The following is a 21,253-nucleotide window of genomic DNA, read 5'->3' as shown; positions in this document are numbered from 1 at the left end:
ATGAAGAAATTTATCGCTGTTGTTGCAGCACTCTTTTGTTTTGCAGGATTCGCATTTGCTGATGAGCTGGCAGAATTACAGAAAGACCCGAATTTTGTTGACACTTCAACACGATTGATCATTCCAGAGGATCAGCATACAACAAGTAAAACTGCAAAAGTTCAGATTGAATACACACCTCTCACAGACGAGGCTCATGTCTATTACACATGTATGGCTGTTTCATACGATCAGGGCGAAGCAATGAACACTGTTCTTGCCTGCCTTCAGGATTTCCAAAAGGAAAATCAGTACTACAGCTACAAATACATGCGCAAAGATTCGGTTAAATACTTTAAGGATGATAAAAACCTGAAATGGGCCACATATCATTCTTATGTAAAGTTCAACCGCTAACGCTCAAACCGCAAAGCAATGAGCCAGTTCATAAGAGCTGGCTCAAATTATTTATTAGGATTATATAAAAATGGACGTTCAAAACATCATTAAAAACCTTCACCCGCTTGAAATCAAGGTTCTTCTTAACTACACAGCAAAAGATGAATTAACTTCAGAAAAGCTCCAGAAAGAATTGGATTACAAAGAAGGTCACGCAAACCAGGCATTCAGCTGGCTGGGTGGCAAAGAGCTTCTTTCTGTTGTGAGCAAAACTCCACACACATTCTACGAAATTACAGAACTCGGCCGCGCTTATGCAAAAGACGGAATCCCGGAAGTTAGAATCATCAACTTTGTAAAGGAAAACGGTGCAAAACTTTTGCCGGAAATCGCAGCCGGCACAGGCTTGGAGCAGAAGGACGTTGGTTCTGCTTTCGGTCAGCTTTCAAAGGCTGGTGTCCTCAAAATGAATGCCGAAAAGAAGGCTGAATATTCTGGCGCAGAAGTTCCGGCAAACATCAAAATCGCTACAGAATTGTTTGAGCGCGCTGCAAAAGCAGAAAACGGTCAGCTCGACAATGCTTCTTTGAATGCCGAAGAACAGAAAGTCATCACAAACTATGCTAAAAAACGCGGTGCCGCTGATTCTCCTTTCAAAATCATCGAACGCGAAACAGTTGTTTATAAACTCGAAGCAGCAAGTGCTGATGTTGTAAAAGCCCTCAAAAATGCTGGAATCACAGGCGAAGAGCTTGGTGCAGTTACTCCACAGATGCTTGCTTCCGGCGAATGGAAAAACGGCACATTCCGTGGTTACAATATCGCAATTCCTCCGGCACGAATCATTCCGGGCCGCACAAATCCATACGTTCAGTTCTTGGAGCACGTTAAGGACAAGCTCTGCTCTCTCGGTTTCCAGGAATTCGACGGACCTCTCGTAGAGACAGAATTCTGGAACGGTGACGCACTCTTCATGCCTCAGTTCCACGCTGCCCGCGATATTCACGACGTTTACCGAATCAAAAACCCGACTCACGCAAAAGAAATCGAAGAGCCGTGGCTTTCAAATGTAGCAAATACACACAAAAACGGCGGCAACACAGGAAGCCGTGGCTGGAACTACAACTTCGACCACGAATTCACACGCCGCTTGGTTTTGCGCTCACAGGGCACAGTCCTTTCAGCACACCAGCTCCACAAGGCAGAAATTCCTGGCAAATACTTCGGTATCGCCCGCTGTTTCCGCTACGACAAAGTAGACGCGACACACTTGAGCGACTTCTACCAGACAGAAGGTATCGTTCTTGGTGACGATGTAAACTTGCGCACTTTGCTCGGCTTCCTTGAGATGTTCGCAAAGGAAATCGCTGGTGCAACAGAAGTTAAATACGTTCCAGGCTACTTCCCGTTCACGGAGCCGTCTGTTGAAGTTCACATCAAGCACCCTGTTTTGGGCTGGTTCGAGCTTGGCGGCGCTGGTATTTTCCGTCCGGAAGTTACAAAATCAATGGGCGTAGACGTTCCTGTCCTCGCATGGGGTATGGGCATCGACCGAATGGCTCTCATGGCACTTGGCTTGAACGATTTGCGCGAGCTCTTCAGTGAGAATATTGAAGAAGTTCGATTGCGAAAAGCAAAGTTCTAGCAGATCGAATATCGAGTTTTAGTCTATTTGATAAAGCAAAAAAGACGGTCTCCCGTCGGAAACCTGTCCCGAACATCGCAGTGAGCATAGCTCAGGCGATTTCGTGCCAGAACTCCGACTCCGACCGTCTTTTTTTTATGTCCTTAGCTTAGAATTCTTTACCACACTTTTACCAGAAGCAAGCATCCTTCCTGGACGGAAACTGTGGCGGTTTGGCCGGGAAGGACTTCGTTACTGATTCCGAACTGGTATTCCTGATTGATTTCAGCATTTTCCAGCGGATATTTTGCTCCCCGGATTGTGATTCCGCGCGCTGTTCCTGTGATGTTTAGAAGGGAAAAATAGGCGTAACGGTCTTCAATTTTAATTTCGTCTTTTCCTACGATCTCTAGTTCTGAATAATCGTCAATCATTAGGGCGGAAAGGCCTTCCTTGTGGCATTTTACCAGCATGTAGAGGTTTCCAAGCTCATGGTCCAGCCTTGCTCCCAGCATTCCGATGAAAAGAAAGTCATTGAAGCCGCGGGAAATTGCTGTTTTTAGCGCGAAAACTGAATCAGTGTCGTCTTTTTCGCGGGGCAGGACTATCGTTTCGATTTTGAGTTTGGGATTTTTGTGGGAATCGAAGTCGCCGGTAATTAAATCTGGTGTGACTTTTAGTTTTTTAATGTGATTTAATCCGCCGTCGCAGACAATGAAAAAATCATCATCACGCAAAACCGAGCGGATTTTCTTGTAGTTTGAAATCGGAGCGGCTCCGATTATTACGCAGCGTGGCATTATACTGGTGCGCCTGTGCTTTCGGCATCAGAAGAATTTGCGTTTTCTGACTTGGCAGCCGCATCTTCTTTCTTTTTGCCGCCGAAAAGAGTCTTTTTTTCTTTTTTGGAATCAGCGGACTTTGCCTCGCGCTTGATTTTGAAGTCAAAAAGAGTCTTTGATTCAGTTGCAGGGGCTTTTTTAGGAGCTTCCCTGCCAGCTGCATCGGCTTTTTCTTCGTTCTTAGGGCATTTTTTTGATTTTTTGCGGCCAAGAGTGAAGGGAAACATGACGATAAGGCCAAGCACAAAAGACGCTATAACCGTTATGAAGACCGGCAGTTCCGGGGTCTTGTAGAAACCAAAATCAATGATGCATTTGTTATCAATATTTATTCCTGCAAAAATTGTAACGAGAATCAAAAGAATTATTGTTCCGATTAATTTTACTGGCATTTTCCGCTCCTCTAAATTTTTCACAGCGTACACAGATTGCACGGAGAGATTTTCATAACAAGAAAGACTCTCTGTGCTCTCCATCGCTCTGTGGGGGTTTTATAATAGTTCACCCTTAAATGTATTTCCGTTTAAAGCAACTAATTTTACTTTTACGAAAGTTCCAATCAGCTTTTTGTCGGCCTTGAAGGCTACGCGTTCGTTCTGCTCGGTTTTGCCCAGAAGCTCGGTTTCGTCGTGGCGGGAAACAATGTCACAGAGGACTTCGATTTCTTCGCCGATTCGCTTGGACATGACTTCAGTGGTATGCTTTGACTGCAAATCGATTACTTTCTGCAGGCGGGCCTTTTTCTCTTCGACCGGAATCTGGTTTTCGTATTTTGCAGCCGGAGTTCCTTCACGCGGGTTGTAGAAATACATGAAGCTGGACTCGAATTTGACTTCTTCCATCAAAGAAAGAATGTCCTTGAACTGCTCTTCGGTTTCGCCCGGGAAGCCTACCATCAAGTCAGTAATCAGCTGAGTGCCCGGGGCTGCTTCGCGCAATTTGCGGGCAAGCTCAACAAATTCTTCGCGTGTGTTCTTTCGGTTCATGCGCTTGAGGATTTCGTTGTTTCCGTGCTGGGCGGCGATGTGGAAGCCCCGGCAGACATGAGGATTCCGTTTGATTACTTCGATAAGTTCGTCTGAGAAGTCGTTAGGGTTTGAAGACTCGAAGCGAATCCACTTAATAGAAGATTTTGTCTCGTCGATGTGGCGGCAGATTCTTTCGAGCAGCTGGGGGAAGTTTGTTCCGTCTTCGCCCTTGTAGGCGTTTACGTTCTGACCCAAAAGCGTGATTTCCTTAACGTTTGCCTTGCTCAAAAAGTCGATTTCGGCAAGAATCTGGTCAACGCGGCGGCTGATTTCGCGGCCACGGACATAAGGAACGATACAGTAAGTACAGAAATTGTTGCAGCCGTGCATAATTGGAACGAAAGTCGAGAATGCGCCCTGCTCATAAGAAATCGGTGCGAAGGTGTAAGTTTCTTCTTCTTCGATTTTGAAAGGATCATTGCCTTTTTCTACAGCCTGAATGATTTCACCGAATTTGTATTTTCCGAAAGTTCCGACGACATAATCAACGACAGGATATTCTTTTTTGAGGTCGTCGAGTAAACGCTGAGCCATGCAGCCCATTACGACAAGAGTGAGTGAAACCGCACCGTTCTTTTTGAAAAACTCAGCGGCATATTTCATGTCATCAAGGCGGATTTTTGCGTTGAGGTCGCCCATGCGGATTTTCTTTACGCCTTCAAAATAGCCCAAACGGCCCAAGATTCGCTGTTCGGCACTTCCGCGGACTGAACAAGTGTTTATAATAACGAGATTTGCTTCTTCGGGGCGTTCGGCCTTTTCCCAGGAGCGGGAAATCAAAAGCTGCTCGACGCTTGCACTTTCTGCGATGTTCATTTCGCAGCCGTAAGTTTCAAAAAAATACTTCATCAGAAAAGTTTACCCGATTTTTGAAGAAAATTCTATATATAAGGCTATGCTTCGTAGTTTACAAGAAATTCCCAGATTGGCTCGTACCAGTTTGCGGCTTTCTGACCGTCGACAAGATACTGCTCAAAAGTTGCACGGATATGCTCGCGAACCTGAAAAGCTTCTTCCTCGCTAAAACCTTCGGGTTTCACAAACAATTCGCTGATAAATTTGCGGGCATCATCAAGTGTTATCCATTCAGGAAAATTCTGAGTCACAAGGTAAAGGGCTGCCGGAATGCAGTTGACCGAGTGCTGCTTAACATAAAGTACAGTCTCAGTGATTTCAAGCGCGCCCCTGTAAAGTTCTTCGCTCCAAAGGGCCTTTTCAGTCTCGGTAAAATCTTCAGTACCAAAAATATGGCGGTAAAATCCGAACGCAAGAAAAACTGTGGCGACATGAAGGCTCGGAACGCACAAAAAATGAGGGTCGAGCGCATGAATCTGCCTGAACTCTCGCATTTCCTTGTATTTAGGCCGGTCAGTAGTTGTAAGGCGGAAATGATAAATCTTACCGCAGCACTGATAAAGCTTTCGGAAGCGGAGCATCCACTGTTTTGTAAGGCGGCTGGCGTGCCAGAAACCGAACTTTTTGACCAGCATGGCAAGGGGGCGAACCCAGAGATTGATGAAGTCGAGGTAGATTTTGACTTTCGCGGGCGTAAAGGGAATCTTTTTGTCGAGCGGATGATCAACATGCACGACCGGAATATGCAGGATATGGAATTTCTCAAAATACTGCAAAAAGAAAAATTCTTTGAGAATCGTTGCAAAACATTTGAAATTGGTAATAAAACTCGGCGGCCCAAAAAGCACACCTGCGTAGGCAACGAGAGGATTAAATGACTTGAGTGGCTTGTTGTCGTAGATTCTAGGTTTCATGCGATAATATGGAAGAATATCAGAAAAATAGGGAAAAAGCTAGATTGGGAGATGAATAGCTTGAAATGTGTAAAATAAGATGTATAATAATATGTAGAGGTGAGATTATGGTTGCATTCGAGCGAAAAGAAATAATTTCAGCGACACAGCTTGTCAGGCAGTTTTCTACATTTTTAACAGAACTCTCAAATCGCACCTTAAATAAAATTGCAATTGTCCGCAATAATGAGATGGAAGCCGTGGTTTTACCAGTCGCGGAATATGAAAGATTGGTCACAAGTGCAAAACAAGCTTCTCAAAAGTCAATTAAAGATTTCTTCGGTACGTTGGATTCCGAATCAGCTGCCCAGATGGAAGAGGCTGTCAGGGATTGCCGCAAGGTCGATTTGAATGAATGGTAAGTTGATCGACACAAATGTCATAATCCGCTTTTTTAAGGGTGAAACAGAACTGTTTTCTCTTTTTGATGATATGGAACAACTTTATGTTTCTTCAATCAGTGTCGGGGAATTAATGTACGGTGCGGAGCTGTCTAAAAAATCAGATTTTAACCGGCAAAATTATTTTTGTTTTTGTGAGCAGATGAAAATCTTGCAGCCTGATTTGGAAGTTGCCAAGATGTACGGAAAAATAAAGTCAAATCTAAAAGCAAAAGGTCGCCCAATTCCCGAAAATGACATCTGGATTGCCGCCACTGCCCTTGCCGCCGATTTAGAGCTTGTGACCGCAGACAGTGATTTTGAGAATATAAGCGGCCTGTGTATGGTGAAGATTTAGATCTTATTTCCCAAACACCTTCGTTCGCAAAACCTCCTGTTTTGCTCACTTCGACAGAATTTCTGCGAAATTCTGTTCTTGCTTTTACCCTGCATCCGTGCAGGGCGTTTTTCTACTTCCCAAACACTTCTTTTACTATGGAAACTGACACCATCGCGTCCTTCGCATAATAATCCGCCCCAATCTGGCTTGCGTAGTCTTCCGTGAGGACTGCCCCGCCTACCATAATCTTGCAGGTCTTTCCCAACGCGCCGAGTTTTTCCCGCAGAAGTTTGATTGTGTCTTCCATATTGGCGACCGTCGTTGTCATGAGCGCGCTCAGTCCGACCAGCTGGATGTCTTTTTCGAGCACTGTTTCCACGACCTTTTCTGCCGGGACGTTTTTTCCCAAATCGATTACCGTGTAGCCGTAGTTTTCAAGCATTGCCTTGACGATGTTCTTTCCGATGTCGTGGATGTCGCCGAAGACCGTGCAGATTACGATGCTTCCCTTTGACTCCTGTGCGACTCCGCTTGCTTCGAGGTGGGCTTTGATGACGGCGAAACTGTTGCTTACCGTGTCGGCCGAGAGCAAAAGCTGGGGCAGGAATTTCTTTCCGACTTCGAAGTCTTTTCCTACGATGTCGAGGGCGGGCACGATGCAGCGGTCAATGATTTCGACGGGCTCTTTTCCTTCTTCGAGCAGTTTTTTTGTTGCGTCAGGAGACGAGTCTTTGAAGCCCTTGCAGATTATGTTAATGAGCGAGCTTTCCGCTTCCGTGAGGTTTTCGGGAAGTTTTACGGCCGCTGTTTCAGGACTTTTTGCCTTTGTTACTGTGGAGGAAGCCCCCCTTGCAGAAGCCGCCTGCTCAGCCGTAAGCCCATAAACTGGGGCCGGGGTGTCGTTGTATTTTTCGATGTAGTCAAGGCAGTTTTCGTCAAAGCCTGCCAGGGCCCGGTAGCCGTAGTAAGTTTCCATCATTGGCTGCATGAGCGGATTGATGATACATGCGCTCAATCCTGCATAAAGTGCCATCGCAAAGAATCTGGAATTGATGATGTCTCGCCGCGGGATTCCGAACGAGATATTTGAGACTCCCAGCACGAACTGCAGTCCCTGTGAGCCGTATTTTTCCTTAAGAATCTGAATTGCCCGGACGGTTTCCAGAGCTTCTTTTTGCTGGCTTGAAACTGTGAGCGTAAGGGTGTCAATAACGATGTCACGAACCGGGATTCCGTATTTTGCCGCCTCCGCGATGATTTTTTCGGCCACCGCAACACGACCTTCCGCAGTGGGTGCGATTCCAGCCTCATCGATACAAAGGGCGACCACAGCTCCGCCGTATTTTTTTACCAGAGGAAGAACTTTGTCCATCACATCCTGGCGGCCGTTGGTTGAGTTTATCAGGGCTTTTCCGTTGTAATAACGCAGTGCCTTTTCCAGAACAGGCCCTTCGCTCGAATCAATCTGGAGCGGCGTGTTGAAAGCCCCCTGAATCGTCTTTACCGCGTCCACCATGGTCTGAGCCTCATCAATGCCAGGAAGACCTACGTTCACGTCAAGAATCTGAGCGCCCGCGTTAATCTGGCTTTCCGCCTCGCCAAGCACGAAATTCATGTTGTGAGCAAGCAAGGCTTCTTTGACCTTCTTTTTGCCGGTAGGGTTGATTCGCTCGCCGATAATCTGAGGGCCTGCGTTTCCGCCAATCTGAACGCTTGAGTTGTAAGAGCAGATAAAAGTTGCGTTTTCAAATTCACATGGCTTTCGTTTCTGAGGCGGCATGGATTCAATCACTTTAACCATTTCGGCAATATGCTCAGGTGTCGTTCCGCAGCAACCGCCAAAAACGCTTACTCCAAGCCCGCGATATTTTTTGTGATGCTCTGCAAATTCTTCTGCCCCGACAAGAAAGACTGCCTTTCCGTTGATAACCGTCGGCAATCCCGCATTCGGCTCCACGCAAACAGGCAGATGTGCGTAACGCATGAACTCAGCAACGATTTTGTCATCTTCGTTCAAAGAACCGCCGCAGTTAAATCCAATTAAATCGACTCCAAGCGACTCAAGATAAACCACCACCGTGCGTATGTCAGCTCCGGTCAAAGTTCGCAAATTGGGCTGGAAAGTCATGCTGGCAAAAATCGGAAGGTTAGTGTTTTCTTTTGTGGCAAGAACCGCAGCCTTAACTTCCCGTAAATCAGCCATTGTCTCGATAATCGCAATCTCAGCCCCGGCTGCCTCCGCAATCATGGCCGCTTCTTTGTAAGTCTCGTAGGCTTCGTCAAAAGTCAGTTCTCCCATGGGCTCCAGAAGACGACCAATCTGGCTGGTATCCCATGAAGCGTAATGAGGGCGAGTATTTCCTTCTGCTTCAATTTCTTCGATACATTTTTTTTCTAGGGCAATTTCTGCCTCGATGTACTCTTTGCAGGAATATTTTGCTGAAATCAGTTTGAGCGGCAAGGCACCAAAAGTGTTGGCCGTAATCACATTTGCGCCTGCCCGGAGGTAAGCCTTGTGTATGTCCTCGATAATCTCCGGCTTTTCAATTGAAATATCTTCTGGAATGTCGTAGTCAGTGAAGCCTGTCTTTTGAATCATAGTGCCGATTCCGCCGTCAAAAAATACCGGTAGTCCGGCCTCAACCTGAGATTTCAAAAATTCACGGAAAGTTGGTTTCTTGCTCTTATTCATAGAAACTTATTTTATAGAAAAAACAAGGCTAGTTCAATGATAGGCAAAAATAGCCCGTAGCCCGGAGATTCGCGCATGAAAATTTCGTTGCAGAATCGTGCTAATTCCAGTTAATTTGTACTATTCCGTACACATTTTTTATTAAAAATACTTAATAGACAATTGACTATAATTTCTATAAAAGCTACTATCTTCTTATTATAATCTAATTATTTTTATATTCTAAATGGAGAAAACAATGGCTACAAAGTATGTTTACTTCTTTGGTAACGGAGACGCTGAGGGCGATGAGTCAATGCGTCCAATTCTTGGTGGTAAGGGTGCTAACCTTGCTCAGATGGCAAAAGCTCCTTTGAGTCTTCCAGTTCCACCTGGATTCACAATTTCTATCGACGTATGTCAGGAATACTACAAGCTCGGCAAAAAATATCCTGCTGGCCTTGATGCAGAAGTTGCAAAATACCTCAACAAACTTGAGACAACATTCGGCAAAAAACTTGGCGACGAGAACGATCCATTGTTGGTTTCTGTTCGCTCAGGTGCTGCAGAGTCTATGCCAGGTATGATGGACACAATCCTCAACCTCGGTCTTAACGATAAATCAGTTGTTGGCCTTGCTAACAAAACAAACAACCCGCGTTTCGCATGGGACGCTTACCGCCGCTTCATCCAGATGTACGGTAACGTTGCTATGGGCGTTGACCATGACAAATTCGAGGAAATCATTTCTTCTGTAAAAGCAAAGGCTGGAGTTAAAGAAGATACAGAACTCACAACAGAGAACCTCCAGGAAATCGTTGCTAAGTACAAGGAAATGTACAAAAAAGAAAAGGGCGAAGACTTCCCACAGGATCCACAGGTTCAGATGTGGGGCGCAATCGGCGCTGTATTCGGCTCTTGGATGAACGAGCGCGCTATCATCTACCGCAAGCTCAACAACATCGACGAGAACGTTATCAAAGGAACTGCTGTAACTGTAATGGCTATGGTATTCGGTAACATGGGTGAAACATCAGGAACTGGTGTTGCATTCTCTCGCGACCCATCTACAGGTGAGAACCACTTCATGGCTGAGTACCTCATCAACGCTCAGGGTGAAGACGTTGTTGCTGGTATCCGCACTCCAATGGATATCTCTGCTCTTGAGAAACAGCAGCCAGAAATCTTCAAAGAAATTTCTACAATCCGTGACCGCCTCGAGGCTCACTATCACGATATGCAGGACATGGAGTTCACAGTTCAGGAAGGTAAACTCTTCATGCTCCAGTGCCGCAACGGTAAACGAACAGGTCCGGCAGCCGTTAAGATGGCTGTAGACATGGTTGCAGAAAAAATGATCACAAAAGAAGAAGCTCTTCTCCGCGTTAAACCGGATCAGCTTGATCAGCTCTTGCACCCACAGTTCGAGGCTAAAGCTCTCAAATCTGCTAAACCATTGGCATCTGCTCTCAACGCTTCTCCTGGAGCTGGTTGTGGTGAAATCGTATTCACTGCTGACGAGGCTGTTGCAGAAGACAAAGCAGGCAAAAAAGTTATCCTCGTTCGCAAAGAGACATCTCCAGACGACATCGCCGGAATGTACGTTGCTCAGGGTATCTTGACTTCTACAGGTGGACGTACATCACACGCAGCTGTTGTTGCTCGCGGTATGGGTACACCATGTGTTTGTGGTTGTTCAGACGTTGTATTCACAGGAAAAGACACTGTTACAATCGGTGGAAAAGAGTTCAAGAAAGGTGACTACATTTCTATCGACGGTTCAACAGGTAAAGTATACGGCGAAGTTATCCCAGTAACTCCAGCTTCAGTTTCTGGCGACCTCGAGACATTCCTCTCTTGGGCAGACGAAGTTCGCAACGCTTCAGTTCGCACAACTCCATCTGGAAAAACAGTTAAGGGATTCGACGTTCTCGCTAACGCAGAACAGAACGAAGCTCCACAGGCATTCCGCTTCGGTGCAGCTGGTATCGGTCTCTGCCGTACAGAGCACATGTTCTTCGAAGAGCCAAAACTCACATCATTCCAGAAGATGATCATTTCTGACACAACAGAAGAGCGCAAGGCTAACCTCGCTGCAATTCTCCCACTCCAGCAGAAAGACTTCTACGGAATCATCAAGACAATGGAAGGACGCGCAGTTACTATCCGTCTTCTTGACCCGCCACTCAACGAGTTCGTACAGGCAGAAACACCAGAATTGGCAGCTGCTCTTGCTAAAAAACTCGGCGTAAGCGTTGAAGTTATCAACAAGAAATACTCAGAGCTCAATGAGCACAACCCAATGCTCGGACACCGTGGTTGCCGTCTCGCTATCACATATCCAGAGATTTACGAGACTCAGGTTGAGGCTATCGCTCGTGCTACAGCACAGGCTGAGAAAGAAGGTCTCAAACATGACGTTCGCATCATGATTCCAAACGTAACAACATTCGCTGAGCTCAAACAGATTCGCGCTCAGGCAGAGGCTGTTATCGCTAACGTTAACAAAGAGCTCGGAACATCACTCAAGTTCCAGATTGGTTCTATGATCGAGTTCCCGCGCGCTGCTGCTACAGCTAACCAGATTGCTGAGTACGCTGACTTCTTCTCATTCGGTACAAACGACCTTACTCAGACAACATTCGGCTTCAGCCGCGACGACTACTCTAAGTTCATCGATTCTTACTTGGATCAGAAGGTTCTCCTCCAGGATCCATTCAAGACTTTGGACGAAGACGGTGTTGGCGTAATGATCGGTCTCGCAGAAGAGAAAGGCCGCGCTGTTAAAGCTGACCTTCACCTCGGAATCTGTGGTGAGCACGGTGGTGACCCAGCTTCTATCGCACTCTGCTACAAGCTCGGTTTGAACTACGTTTCTTGTTCACCATTCCGCGTACCAGCAGCTCGTTTGGCTGGTGCTCAAGCTGTAATCAAATCAAACAAATAGTATGACAATCACGCGAGTTTTGCGCAAGCAAAACTCGTTAAGCACGCGTTAGCGTGCGACGGCTGTTATCAAGGCTTCAAAGAAATAAGTTAGCATTATCGGGGTTCTCCCGATAATCTAAAACGAAAAAAGCACTTCCTTTGCGGGAAGTGCTTTTTTTATGCGTAAGGGATAGTAGCGGCGGCGTTAGCCGTTGCTTAGTGAGCGAAGCGAACGATGCAATGGAGCGATAGCGGAACCGCGGATAGCCCGACGGCAAAGCCGTTACGCCCATTTACAAATTCGTAGCCTTGATAATCTCGTTCACGTTGCTGATGATTGCTTTTGCGATTTCCGGCTTGTTCATTGTGTAGATGTGGATTCCGCGGACGCCGTTTGAAATCAGGTCGATAATCTGGTCTGTGGCGTAGGCGATTCCGGCCTGCTTCATTGCTTCCGGGCTGTTCTTGAAGCGGTCGCAGATTGCAAGGAGTTTTCGCGGGATGTAGGCGTTTGAAAGGTCTACCATGCGGCTTACCTGATTTGCGTTTGTTATCGGCATTATTCCGGCAAGGACCGGCACATGGATTCCGGCTGACTGAAGCCTGTAGAGGAAGGAATAGAGCATGTCGTTGTCAAAGAACATCTGAGTGGTCAAAAAATCGACTCCGGCGTCAACCTTGTGCTTGAGGTTTTCGATGTCTGTTTCGCGGCTTGTACTTTCCGGGTGTCCTTCCGGGTAGCAGGCTCCGCCCACGCAGAATCCTTCTTTTTTGAGCAAAGTGACCAAATCTGAGGCGTGAACAAATCCTGAGGGGAAGACATTTTCGCCTTCGACTGAATCTTTTGGAAAGTCACCGCGCAGGGCGAGTACGTTGGAGATATTTTTTTCTTTGAGGTTGCTGATTATGTGATTGAGGGCTTCGCTTGTTGAGCGTACGCAGGTGAGGTGGGCAAGTGCCGTCGTGCCCTGGTTTTCGATTGCCTGTGCGATGTCGGCTGTGTATCCCTGAGTGCTGCCGCCAGCTCCGAATGTAACGCTGATAAAATCTGGATTGAGTGAAGTGAGTTCTACGGCTGTTTTTTTGATTGATTCGAGTGCTTCCTGTTTTTTAGGCGGAAAAACTTCAAAAGAAAGAGATACTTTTTTGGAATTCAAAATGTCTACAATTTTCATAGGTTGAATTATACTAAAAAACATGGGGGAAGTCACCGCTTCGCTAGCGAGTTTATTCAATTCCTGACAGAATCTTCCTTATCTTGGCCTCGTCCAGTTTGATGAAGAGATTTTTTTCGTTTGTCGGCAAGACTGTGCCTTTGGGGGCGTTTTTCGCCCGCCGCAAGTGTTTTACCTGGGTGTAATACAAGTCTGCGCTGCCGTTTTTGCGGGCTTTTGAAAAATAGACTGCGAGATTTCCTGCTGCAAGCAAGATTTCCAGCGGAACGGTTTTTCCGGGCCTGTTTTTGATGAAGACGTAGCCGCCGTGATAATCGCGCACATGGAGCCACATGTCAGCGCCTTTGACCGTGTGGCGGAGAAGTTCGTCGTTTTCTGTGGCATCGCGGCCAACGATAATCTGCCAGCCGTCAATCAAAAAGTCTAGTCCGGGGTGAGATTTCTTTTCCTGCTGCTTGGGTTTTTGTGTTTTGCGCAGAATCTGTTCAAGCTTAATCGGATTTTTTTCTGCGACAATATCATGGTATTGCTTTTCGAGGGCGGCCAGTTCCTTTTCGGAAGACTCAATGTCGAAATCAAGATTTTCCATGCCACTGGTCTGTTTTTTGTAAGTGTCGTAATATGAAGCGGCGTTTTCCTGGGCTGATTTTTTTGGATCGATTTTGATGCTGATTTTTTTGCCGGTTTCAAAATCTTCACATTCGAGGAAGTTTGATTTTCCGTCAATCTGGTAGCCGTATGCTAAAATCAAGTCCCCCTGATGCTTGTACTGGCCTGCATTCTTGAAGCTCTCTCTTTTTTCCTTGAGGCGTTCTAGTGAAGAAGCGAGCCTGCTCCTGTGGGACTCATACCATTTTTCAGCCTGTTCCAGCAGGGATTCCAGCGAAGTTGCGGCCGCATTTTCTGAATAATACAAATCGACTTTCTGGTTGAAAGTAAGGTCCGGGTATTCGGGATTTTTAGCGGCATAATCTGCAGAAAGCTCTTCAAATTCGCGCACCTTGAACTTTTCATTGAGGGCGCGGACTTCTTCTTCTGAAAGGGATTTTTCTTCTGGCAGTTCAAGTTTTTCGCCTGTTTTTTCACCCTTGGCCGGACGGCGGTAAAATGAATCGAGAATGATTCCGTCCTTATCGCAGAGGAAAATGTTTCCGGCGTTTGACCAAAGGCGGATGTAAAGCGTAAAAAGCTCGTCTTCCTCGTTATTTTGCAGGGATTTTGCCTTTTTGGCGGCATGCTGCTGGGCCTGAGGCATGACATAGATTGCACCCGCCTTTTCCAGTTCGATTTTAATGATTCGCTCTTTGCCAATCTGGCTGCATGAAAGAATTCTTGCCCCCTTGATTTTGGACTTGAGCATTTCGTTGAAGCGTAGTGGCTTTTCGTTTTTGGTGATTTTTCGCCTTGTCTCGCAAATCCGGCATTCTCCGGCTGCAAGTGAAATAAAGACTGTTTTGGGAAGGCCAGGCTTGTAAGTGTAGATTGCGATGGAATTAAAATTTGGCTGAACGACTTCCTGAACAAAGCCGCCAGCCAAATCTAGTTCTGAGAGAATTAAATCAATTTCGTTGCAGTTGAGACTCATTTACAGTATTGCCGTAAATACTATCGCTCGTCTGCGTTTGGCTGCTTGAGTGAGCCAGGAACGATTGTCTGCGCGTTGAGGGCTGCACAGTGGGTTCCGGCCTTGATTGCGCTTTCGATGTTTTTGTTCAAAAGGTAATCGTGGAGGAAACCGGCAGAGAATGTGTCACCGCAGGCAGTCGTATTGATAACTTTTTCGACCTTTTCGATTGGGAAGCGGTAATTTTTGCCCTTTTCTGAAGCAAGAATGTCTTTGCAGTCCCTTGTGACGACGATAATATTCTGAAGTTCTTCGCTCTTCTTTGAAATTGCTGAAACGAGCTCTTCTTCGCTCAAAAGCAATCCGCCGAAAGTCTGACAGAATTCTTCTTCGTTGATTTTAATGATTTCTGGCTTGCAGACTTTGAGTGCGCCGAGCAGGTCGTTGCCACGGAAATCAGCAAGAATGAGCTTGCCGGCCTTGTGTGCAACTTCGCAGATGCGGGCACAGATGTTTGCTGACCAGTTGTGAGGGCGGCTTCCTGCGAACAAAAGTGCGTCAAAGGAAACCATGTATTTGCGTACGAATTCGAGAAGCTTAAGCTCTGCCTCGGCTCCGGCGATGTGGGCTGGATTGTGTGCCTCGTCAGTGACTACTTCGGTTGTCGTGCCTTTTGCGGTGTCCAGAAGAGTCCAGCATTCGCGTGTGTTGCCTTCAATGTAGATTGGAGTGACGTACAAATCGCAGTCATTTGAGGCAAGCACCATAAAGCGTTCTGCGTTTGCATTGCCGACAGGGCAGAGTGCAACAGAACTTCCTGGTTCGAGCTGATTGAGGACGCGGGCTGCATTTAAGGCTTTGCCGCTTGCATCTTCACGCCAATTTTGTGAGCGGTTGACGGTTTCGACTGCAAATGAATCGAAACAAACTGTGCGCTGGATGGTAGCGCTCAAACATACGCAAAGAATTTTCATAACATTTAATATTACATAATCTTTCGTAAATTTTCAATATTAATTTTGAGCGAGTAATTTATATAAAATTTTGTAAAGATTTTCGGCTTCTTCCGGGGAAAGGTTCACGCACTTTACAATCTGCTCTGGAACGGAGACAGCTTCTTTTTGTAAGTCCATGCCCTTTTGTGTGATTTCGATTGTAACAACCCTCTCGTCGCCCTTTTGCCTTGTCCGGGTGAGGAGTTCCTTTTCTTCCATTGATTTGAGAAGTGGGGAAAGAGTTCCTGTGTCGAGATAGAGCTTTTTGCCAAGCTCGCCGACATTGAGGGTCTTATGTTCCCACATGACCATCATTACGATGTACTGAGTGTAAGTCAGTCCGATTTTTTTAAGAAGGGGAGTATATTTTCGTAAAATTTCACGGCTTGCCGCATAAAGGGGAAAGCAAAGCTGGTTTTCAAGTTTCAAGCAGTCGTAGTCTTGCATCTTCTAATCCTTTTTTAGTCACTTACATCAAAATCAAACTGGGCCTGAATATCGTAATCAGGATATGCGGCACGGACATCGTCAATGACATGGTTGTACATGGTCTTCATGTTTGGCGAGTCAAATGACACAACCAGGTCGAAGCGCATGATTTTTTCTTCTTCATTGATATAAAATCCGTGCATCTGGAGGATGTCCTTGTGCTCATGCACGATTTTGCTTACGTTTGAGCGGATTTCAGCGGCTGAGTTGCGCTTTGTGTTTACGCTGTAAACGCCAACAGCCGACATAGCGACATTGTGATTTAAATAAATTTCCCTTGTAATTTTGCGGGTGACGGTGTCGATTTTGTCAGCTGTCCAGGTGTCAGGTACTTCGATATGAATTGAACCCAGGTGCCTGTCCGGTCCGTAGTTGTTCAGAACGAGGTCGTATGCTCCGCGGATTTCCGGGTCTACCGTTAAAACCGTCTTTTTGATTGCATGTGCCATTTTTGCATCAATGCGCTCGCCAAGAATCTTGCTCAGGGTTTCCTGCAGGGTTTCGTAGCCGGCCTTTATGATTGCAAGTGAAATCAGGATGCCGAGATATGCTTCAAGTGAAAAGCCGAAAATCAGGAATACGGCCGCCGCAAGCAAAGTTGAAGCCGCAATGACTGAATCCATGAGGGCGTCTTTTCCGCTGGCAACCAGTGAATCGGAGTTTACCCTCTTGCCTGTTGATTTAACATAAAGACCGAGGCTGATTTTTACAATGACTGCCATGCCGACGACAATCAGGGTGAGGGGAGTGTAGTCCGGAGTGGTCGGCTCAAAGAATTTTTTGACCGATTCAATCAGAGCCGTGAGACCCGCATACATGATGATGATTGAAATCACCAGTGCGGAAATGTATTCTGACCGGCCGTGACCGAAGGGATGCTGTTTGTCGGCCGGTTTACTGGCAAGCTTCATTCCGATAATCGTAACTACCGAAGAAAGGGCGTCAGTAAGATTGTTGACTGCATCCAAAATGATTGCGATTGAGTTTGAAAGGAGTCCTACTGTCGCCTTAAAAGCTGCCAGAGCGATATTTGCTAAAATTCCGAGAATACTCGTGCGAATTATTGTCTTTTCACGGTTTTGCTGCATAAAAACCTCTTGGTCTTATTATGCACCTTTTTTCAGATTTCGGATATAGTCTACAGCACTTAATCCTGCAACTCCGCCCTCATAAACGGCCTTGCATACCTGGAGAAGTCCGCCGTTTGCGTTTCCGCATGAGAAGATTCCAGGGGCGTTTGTCGCCATTTTTTCGTTTGTGGCAATTGAGTCGCCATTGAGCATGAGGCCAAGTTTTTTTGCAAAGTCAGCGGCTCCGGCTGAACCCAGTGCTACGAAAATGCCGTCAGCTGTAAGGTTTTCGCCGTCAGCAAAAATCAGGCCGCCGACTTTTGTATTTTCTGCATTCGGAATGATTTTCGAAACCTTGCGGCTGTCAATTTTGATTTTTGCTGCAAGTTCCGGAGTCTTTTCCAATTCTTTTCGAACTTCAACATCATCTTTGCCGTCCGTGAGGATTGTTACGCTGTCGGCAAGGTGGGCAAGGTGACTTGCTTCTTCAGCTGCGAATGTACCGTTGCCGATTACGGCCACTGTCTTTTTGCGGTAGAAGAATCCGTCGCAAATTGCACAGTATGAAACGCCCTTACCCTCAAAATCGACGATTCCCTCGATTGGCGGGCGGAGTTTTTTGTTTCCTGTGGCAAGAATTACGCTCGGAGCAGAATATTCAATTCCGCCAGCTTTTACGGAATACTGGGCCTTTGGTGGGGGTGCAATCATTTCGATATGAGTGACTTCAGCCTGAATCACCTCAATACCGAGATTTTTAGCCTGTGTGATACCGTTTGCATACAAATCCGGGCCAGTGATGCCTTCCGGGAAGCCGTAATAGTTATCAATTTTGTGTGCCTTTTCTAGCTGGCTTTCTCCCGAATAAATTACGGCTACGTTGAGATTTGCGCGTTTTCCATAAAGGGCTGCCGAAATGCCGGCCGGCCCCGCTCCGATTATGATGATGTCAAAGTTCATAATTATATCCTACAGCAAGTTTTCGATTTTTTCAGCGATTTTTTTTGGCTCAACCGTTGATTCAAATCTTTCAATTACATTTCCTTCGCGGTCAACCAGGAATTTTGTGAAGTTCCATTTGATGCTTGGAGTCTCTTTGAAGTTTGGATCTGCTTTTCCGATGAAAAGACTCATGAAAGCACCTTTTGCACCTGTGAAGCCAGCAAAACCTTTCTGGCTTTTGAGGTATGTGTAAAGCGGAATCTCATTTTCGCCGTTGACTTCGATTTTTTTGAAGTTGTCGAAACTTGTGTTGTATTTCATCTGGCAGAACTCGTGGATTCCTTCATCGTCTTCCGGAGCCTGATGACCGAACTGGTCGCATGGAAAGTCGAGGATTTCAAGACCCTTGTCGTGATATTTCTGCCACAATTCCTCCAGGCCCTTGTACTGTGGTGTGAAGCCACAGCCTGTCGCAGTGTTAACGATCAAAAGTACCTTGCCTTTGAAATCTGCCATTGAAACTTCGTTTCCCTTTCTGTCCAAAACTGTGTAATCATAAATTGCCATATAAACCTCCATATCCTTTGTCAGAATTATGTTGTATTCAATCTAACTGTATAAAATATATTGTATACAACATAATTTGTCAAGCGAATATTAAAAAAAAATCCCGCCTTTTTTTGTGAAGGCGGGAAGTGGTTTTATAAGGATTATTAGACTTTGAACAAATCAATCTGGGTGCCAATCTTACCGATTGCTTCCTGAACTTGACTTGAAATATCAGCCAGAGCCGCACCTGTTTCGTTGATTTTTCGTGCACCAGATGACATTTCATCCATGCTGCCCTTCATTTCGAGAGTTGCAGCCTGAAGATGCTGAACTTCCTGAAGAATCATCTTGTTCCCGTTTGACATTTCGACAGATGCCGCACGGACTTCTTCTGTGCTGTCGTTCATAGTTTTGAGCGCGCCGGTAATCTGCTGAGAACCCTGATTCTGCTCTTCCATAGCGGCCTTAATCTGCATGACGAGCTGGTCAGTTTCCTGGATTTTTTGTGATACAACTCCGAATGAGCGGCTTGACTCGTTTGAAGCCGCAACGACTTCGTTAATCTGAGCTTTGATTTTGTTGAGCTGCTCGCCGATAGTTTTTGACTGTGCAGATGAAGTTTCTGAAAGCTTACGGATTTCGTCTGCAACGACTGCGAAGCCTTTGCCTGCCTCACCTGCGTGAGCCGCCTCAATTGCCGCGTTCATAGCAAGCAAGTTTGTCTGTTCTGCAATGCTTGAAATTGCGGTGTTTGCATCCTGAAGCATTTCGCTCTGCGTTTCAATCTGCAAAATTCGTTCATTGACATCGTTCTGCATTTTGAAACCAGTGTTTGCATTGCTCTGGAGCTCTTCGAAAGATGAAGCCATTTTTTCGACTGAGTTGTTTACAGAAGAAATATTTCCGATCATCTGCTCGACAGCCGCACTAGCCTGGCTTACGCCCGAAGACTGATGCTCAATCATCTGGTTCAAAGATTCGATATTTGCAGAAATCTCATCAACTGCACCCGCTGTCTGCTGAACGCTACCGCTCTGAGTGTTAATCTGATGAGAGATGCTTTCGATGTTTGAGATAATCTGTGTGATAGAACTTGCCGTTTCCTGGGTACTTGCTGACATGCTTTCGCCGGAATTGCTGAGTTCGTTCTTGGATTTCTTTGTTTCGCCGATAATCTGCTGCAACTTGTCACAGAAGGCGTTGAAGTTGATTACCAGATCACCGATTTCATCGAGGACTCGGAGGGTGACTCGCTTGGTAAGGTCTGCCTCGCCGGTTGCCATTTCCTTGAGCTGCCTTGTAACGTTTGCGATTCGCCACATGAGCCAGCGGATGAAGAGGTAGCTGAGGAACATGAGGCCGATGGCAATTGCCAGTGCGATAGGAACGACAATCTTAATGGTCATGAATTTGATTGCCTCGACGTCCTCAAGAGATTTTGCGATGAAGAGGATACCGGTGATTTTACCGTCATCATTTTTAAGTGGTGAGTAGACGGAGATATAATCCTTGCCCTTGATTTTGTTGCGGCCCTTGTAGTTTTCGCCCTTTACGAGAACCTTCTCTGAGATTTCCGGGTTGGCGAGAGCTGTGCCCTCAACTCCAGGAATAGTTGATTTTACACGTATGTCATTGGAAAAAATTGTACATTCAACATCGTATGAAACCTGCATGAGATTGAGAAAATCCGTAGTGGCCAGACTGTAAGCAAAAACCGTTGCTGAAACAACCTGACCATCTACCTTTACAGGATAGGCATAAATTGCACTGTAAGGATAGCCTGGAAGTTCTTCGAAAGAATATGCCGGTGAGCCCGAAAGAGCCTTTCTGACGGCATAACTTGATGAAAGGTTCATGCCTTTTTGGAAACCATCTTTACCGCCAAGGGTAACAATGCCGTTTGTATCAACAAAGGCCATGAAATCATAGTCAAGAAGCTCGGTATATGTGTTTACTAACTCGTTGAAAAAATCAGTGTTTTCGGTGGCATATGCGTTTGCGATATCGCTGCGGTTTGCCGTTATGGCAGCACAGTTCTTCAAGGTGTCAACCCAGTCCTGCATAACGTGCATTGCACCGTCGGCAGAATGAAGGAGCTGGACCTCTGTTGCCTGAACTTGCTTTTTATCAAAAACCGTGAGGCTGAGGGTTACGGCCACGACAGAAGAAAAAACGATTACCGCTCCAACCATGGCGATAAGTTTGGTTTTAATCTGAATGTCTTTTGCATTTGGGTCTACAGGTCTGTTGTTTTCAATTTTTCCAGCCATAAATATTCTCCTGATTTTTATATACTTTCTCTACTATTATTGCTCTAAATAAGAAAAAAGTAAACTGAAAAATATCTGATAGAAAGATTGAAAAATGTGGGAAAAGAGGAGAAATGCTGGCTAATAAGTTCTATATATATGGCTAGTAAGCCTGCCAAAATGACCATATACACTATATGTGGTAGTTTCAGCAGGCTTAA

General features: G+C 45.9%; 18 protein-coding genes. 5 read left to right on the top strand and 13 right to left on the bottom strand.

The annotated features are described in order from the left end of the window. Together HNP76_RS13560 and pheS are read left to right on the top strand one after the other, a co-directional pair. Entirely contained in the window at nt 1-396 is a 396-nt protein-coding gene (locus HNP76_RS13560) for a hypothetical protein (protein WP_184661464.1), read from the top strand. Between the two features lie 70 nt (nt 397-466). Continuing rightward, nucleotides 467-2,023: a phenylalanine--tRNA ligase subunit alpha gene (gene pheS, locus HNP76_RS13555; RefSeq protein ID WP_184661462.1), complete on the top strand. Its 1,557-nt coding sequence runs from the start codon at nt 467-469 to the stop codon at nt 2,021-2,023. A 158-nt stretch (nt 2,024-2,181) separates the two neighbouring features. Here the strand turns inward: pheS and HNP76_RS13550 are convergent, their stop codons facing one another. The 4 genes from HNP76_RS13550 to HNP76_RS13535 all read right to left on the bottom strand — a co-directional run bounded on the left by HNP76_RS13550 (nt 2,182) and on the right by HNP76_RS13535 (nt 5,641). Beyond that, a complete protein-coding gene (locus HNP76_RS13550) occupies nt 2,182-2,802 on the bottom strand; it encodes a thiamine diphosphokinase (protein WP_184661460.1) in 621 nt (206 codons plus the stop codon). Continuing rightward, nucleotides 2,802-3,236, bottom strand: a complete 435-nt coding sequence (locus HNP76_RS13545; RefSeq protein WP_184661458.1) for a LapA family protein — start codon at nt 3,234-3,236, stop codon at nt 2,802-2,804. Before HNP76_RS13545 ends, HNP76_RS13550 begins: the two co-directional genes overlap by 1 nt. A gap of 99 nt (nt 3,237-3,335) precedes the next feature. Then, nucleotides 3,336-4,721, bottom strand: coding sequence for a tRNA (N6-isopentenyl adenosine(37)-C2)-methylthiotransferase MiaB (miaB, locus tag HNP76_RS13540; RefSeq protein WP_184661456.1), 1,386 nt, complete (start codon nt 4,719-4,721; stop codon nt 3,336-3,338). A gap of 44 nt (nt 4,722-4,765) precedes the next feature. Next, a complete protein-coding gene (locus tag HNP76_RS13535) occupies nt 4,766-5,641 on the bottom strand; it encodes a hypothetical protein (protein WP_184661455.1) in 876 nt (291 codons plus the stop codon). A gap of 107 nt (nt 5,642-5,748) precedes the next feature. Here HNP76_RS13535 and HNP76_RS13530 point away from each other — a divergent pair, with 107 nt between their 5' ends. Then, nucleotides 5,749-6,042 (top strand): type II toxin-antitoxin system Phd/YefM family antitoxin, encoded by a 294-nt coding sequence (locus HNP76_RS13530; RefSeq protein WP_184661453.1) that lies wholly within the window; start codon nt 5,749-5,751, stop codon nt 6,040-6,042. After that, complete coding sequence (locus tag HNP76_RS13525) at nt 6,032-6,418, top strand: type II toxin-antitoxin system VapC family toxin (protein WP_184661451.1); 387 nt, start codon at nt 6,032-6,034, stop codon at nt 6,416-6,418. Before HNP76_RS13530 ends, HNP76_RS13525 begins: the two co-directional genes overlap by 11 nt. Before the next feature lie 112 nt (nt 6,419-6,530). Here the strand turns inward: HNP76_RS13525 and HNP76_RS13520 are convergent, their stop codons facing one another. Beyond that, nucleotides 6,531-9,092, bottom strand: coding sequence for a homocysteine S-methyltransferase family protein (locus HNP76_RS13520; RefSeq protein ID WP_184661449.1), 2,562 nt, complete (start codon nt 9,090-9,092; stop codon nt 6,531-6,533). Nucleotides 9,093-9,330: 238 nt separating this feature from the next. On the opposite strand from HNP76_RS13520, the gene ppdK reads away from it, so the two are divergent. After that, nucleotides 9,331-12,018, top strand: coding sequence for a pyruvate, phosphate dikinase (gene ppdK / locus HNP76_RS13515; RefSeq protein ID WP_184661447.1), 2,688 nt, complete (start codon nt 9,331-9,333; stop codon nt 12,016-12,018). Between the two features lie 274 nt (nt 12,019-12,292). On the opposite strand, the gene metF is transcribed toward ppdK, so the two are convergent. The 8 genes from metF to HNP76_RS13475 form a co-directional block, all read right to left on the bottom strand. Beyond that, nucleotides 12,293-13,174: a methylenetetrahydrofolate reductase [NAD(P)H] gene (gene metF, locus HNP76_RS13510; protein WP_184661445.1), complete on the bottom strand. Its 882-nt coding sequence runs from the start codon at nt 13,172-13,174 to the stop codon at nt 12,293-12,295. A gap of 52 nt (nt 13,175-13,226) precedes the next feature. Then, nucleotides 13,227-14,759 carry an NFACT RNA binding domain-containing protein gene (locus HNP76_RS13505; RefSeq protein WP_184661443.1) on the bottom strand — a complete coding sequence of 511 codons (1,533 nt, stop codon included), beginning with the start codon at nt 14,757-14,759 and terminating at the stop codon, nt 13,227-13,229. 20 nt (nt 14,760-14,779) lie between these two features. Continuing rightward, nucleotides 14,780-15,712 carry a 1-phosphofructokinase family hexose kinase gene (locus tag HNP76_RS13500; protein WP_184661441.1) on the bottom strand — a complete coding sequence of 311 codons (933 nt, stop codon included), beginning with the start codon at nt 15,710-15,712 and terminating at the stop codon, nt 14,780-14,782. Nucleotides 15,713-15,751: 39 nt separating this feature from the next. Then, nucleotides 15,752-16,180 (bottom strand): MarR family winged helix-turn-helix transcriptional regulator, encoded by a 429-nt coding sequence (locus tag HNP76_RS13495; protein WP_184661439.1) that lies wholly within the window; start codon nt 16,178-16,180, stop codon nt 15,752-15,754. Nucleotides 16,181-16,194: 14 nt separating this feature from the next. After that, nucleotides 16,195-17,310, bottom strand: coding sequence for a cation diffusion facilitator family transporter (locus HNP76_RS13490; RefSeq protein WP_184661437.1), 1,116 nt, complete (start codon nt 17,308-17,310; stop codon nt 16,195-16,197). 18 nt (nt 17,311-17,328) lie between these two features. Continuing rightward, nucleotides 17,329-18,252: an NAD(P)/FAD-dependent oxidoreductase gene (locus tag HNP76_RS13485; RefSeq protein WP_184661435.1), complete on the bottom strand. Its 924-nt coding sequence runs from the start codon at nt 18,250-18,252 to the stop codon at nt 17,329-17,331. Nucleotides 18,253-18,261: 9 nt separating this feature from the next. Further along, entirely contained in the window at nt 18,262-18,801 is a 540-nt protein-coding gene (locus HNP76_RS13480; protein WP_184661433.1) for a glutathione peroxidase, read from the bottom strand. Between the two features lie 146 nt (nt 18,802-18,947). Then, nucleotides 18,948-21,053 carry a methyl-accepting chemotaxis protein gene (locus tag HNP76_RS13475; protein ID WP_184661431.1) on the bottom strand — a complete coding sequence of 702 codons (2,106 nt, stop codon included), beginning with the start codon at nt 21,051-21,053 and terminating at the stop codon, nt 18,948-18,950. Nucleotides 21,054-21,253 lie beyond the last annotated feature (200 nt).

This window comes from Treponema ruminis (assembly GCF_014201975.1).
Lineage (GTDB): Bacteria > Spirochaetota > Spirochaetia > Treponematales > Treponemataceae > Treponema_D > Treponema_D ruminis.
This window is presented reverse-complemented; position numbering and strand designations above follow the sequence as displayed.

Excerpts from the sequence above, each read along its gene's own strand:
- HNP76_RS13560 (WP_184661464.1), top strand. The coding sequence starts at position 1 with ATGAAGAAATTTATCGCTGTTGTTGCAGCACTCTTTTGTTTTGCAGGA.
- pheS (WP_184661462.1), top strand. The coding sequence starts at position 467 with ATGGACGTTCAAAACATCATTAAAAACCTTCACCCGCTTGAAATCAAG.
- HNP76_RS13550 (WP_184661460.1), bottom strand. The coding sequence starts at position 2,802 with ATGCCACGCTGCGTAATAATCGGAGCCGCTCCGATTTCAAACTACAAG.
- HNP76_RS13545 (WP_184661458.1), bottom strand. The coding sequence starts at position 3,236 with ATGCCAGTAAAATTAATCGGAACAATAATTCTTTTGATTCTCGTTACA.
- miaB (WP_184661456.1), bottom strand. The coding sequence starts at position 4,721 with ATGAAGTATTTTTTTGAAACTTACGGCTGCGAAATGAACATCGCAGAA.
- HNP76_RS13535 (WP_184661455.1), bottom strand. The coding sequence starts at position 5,641 with ATGAAACCTAGAATCTACGACAACAAGCCACTCAAGTCATTTAATCCT.
- HNP76_RS13530 (WP_184661453.1), top strand. The coding sequence starts at position 5,749 with ATGGTTGCATTCGAGCGAAAAGAAATAATTTCAGCGACACAGCTTGTC.
- HNP76_RS13525 (WP_184661451.1), top strand. The coding sequence starts at position 6,032 with ATGAATGGTAAGTTGATCGACACAAATGTCATAATCCGCTTTTTTAAG.
- HNP76_RS13520 (WP_184661449.1), bottom strand. The coding sequence starts at position 9,092 with ATGAATAAGAGCAAGAAACCAACTTTCCGTGAATTTTTGAAATCTCAG.
- ppdK (WP_184661447.1), top strand. The coding sequence starts at position 9,331 with ATGGCTACAAAGTATGTTTACTTCTTTGGTAACGGAGACGCTGAGGGC.
- metF (WP_184661445.1), bottom strand. The coding sequence starts at position 13,174 with ATGAAAATTGTAGACATTTTGAATTCCAAAAAAGTATCTCTTTCTTTT.
- HNP76_RS13505 (WP_184661443.1), bottom strand. The coding sequence starts at position 14,759 with ATGAGTCTCAACTGCAACGAAATTGATTTAATTCTCTCAGAACTAGAT.
- HNP76_RS13500 (WP_184661441.1), bottom strand. The coding sequence starts at position 15,712 with ATGAAAATTCTTTGCGTATGTTTGAGCGCTACCATCCAGCGCACAGTT.
- HNP76_RS13495 (WP_184661439.1), bottom strand. The coding sequence starts at position 16,180 with ATGCAAGACTACGACTGCTTGAAACTTGAAAACCAGCTTTGCTTTCCC.
- HNP76_RS13490 (WP_184661437.1), bottom strand. The coding sequence starts at position 17,310 with ATGCAGCAAAACCGTGAAAAGACAATAATTCGCACGAGTATTCTCGGA.
- HNP76_RS13485 (WP_184661435.1), bottom strand. The coding sequence starts at position 18,252 with ATGAACTTTGACATCATCATAATCGGAGCGGGGCCGGCCGGCATTTCG.
- HNP76_RS13480 (WP_184661433.1), bottom strand. The coding sequence starts at position 18,801 with ATGGCAATTTATGATTACACAGTTTTGGACAGAAAGGGAAACGAAGTT.
- HNP76_RS13475 (WP_184661431.1), bottom strand. The coding sequence starts at position 21,053 with ATGGCTGGAAAAATTGAAAACAACAGACCTGTAGACCCAAATGCAAAA.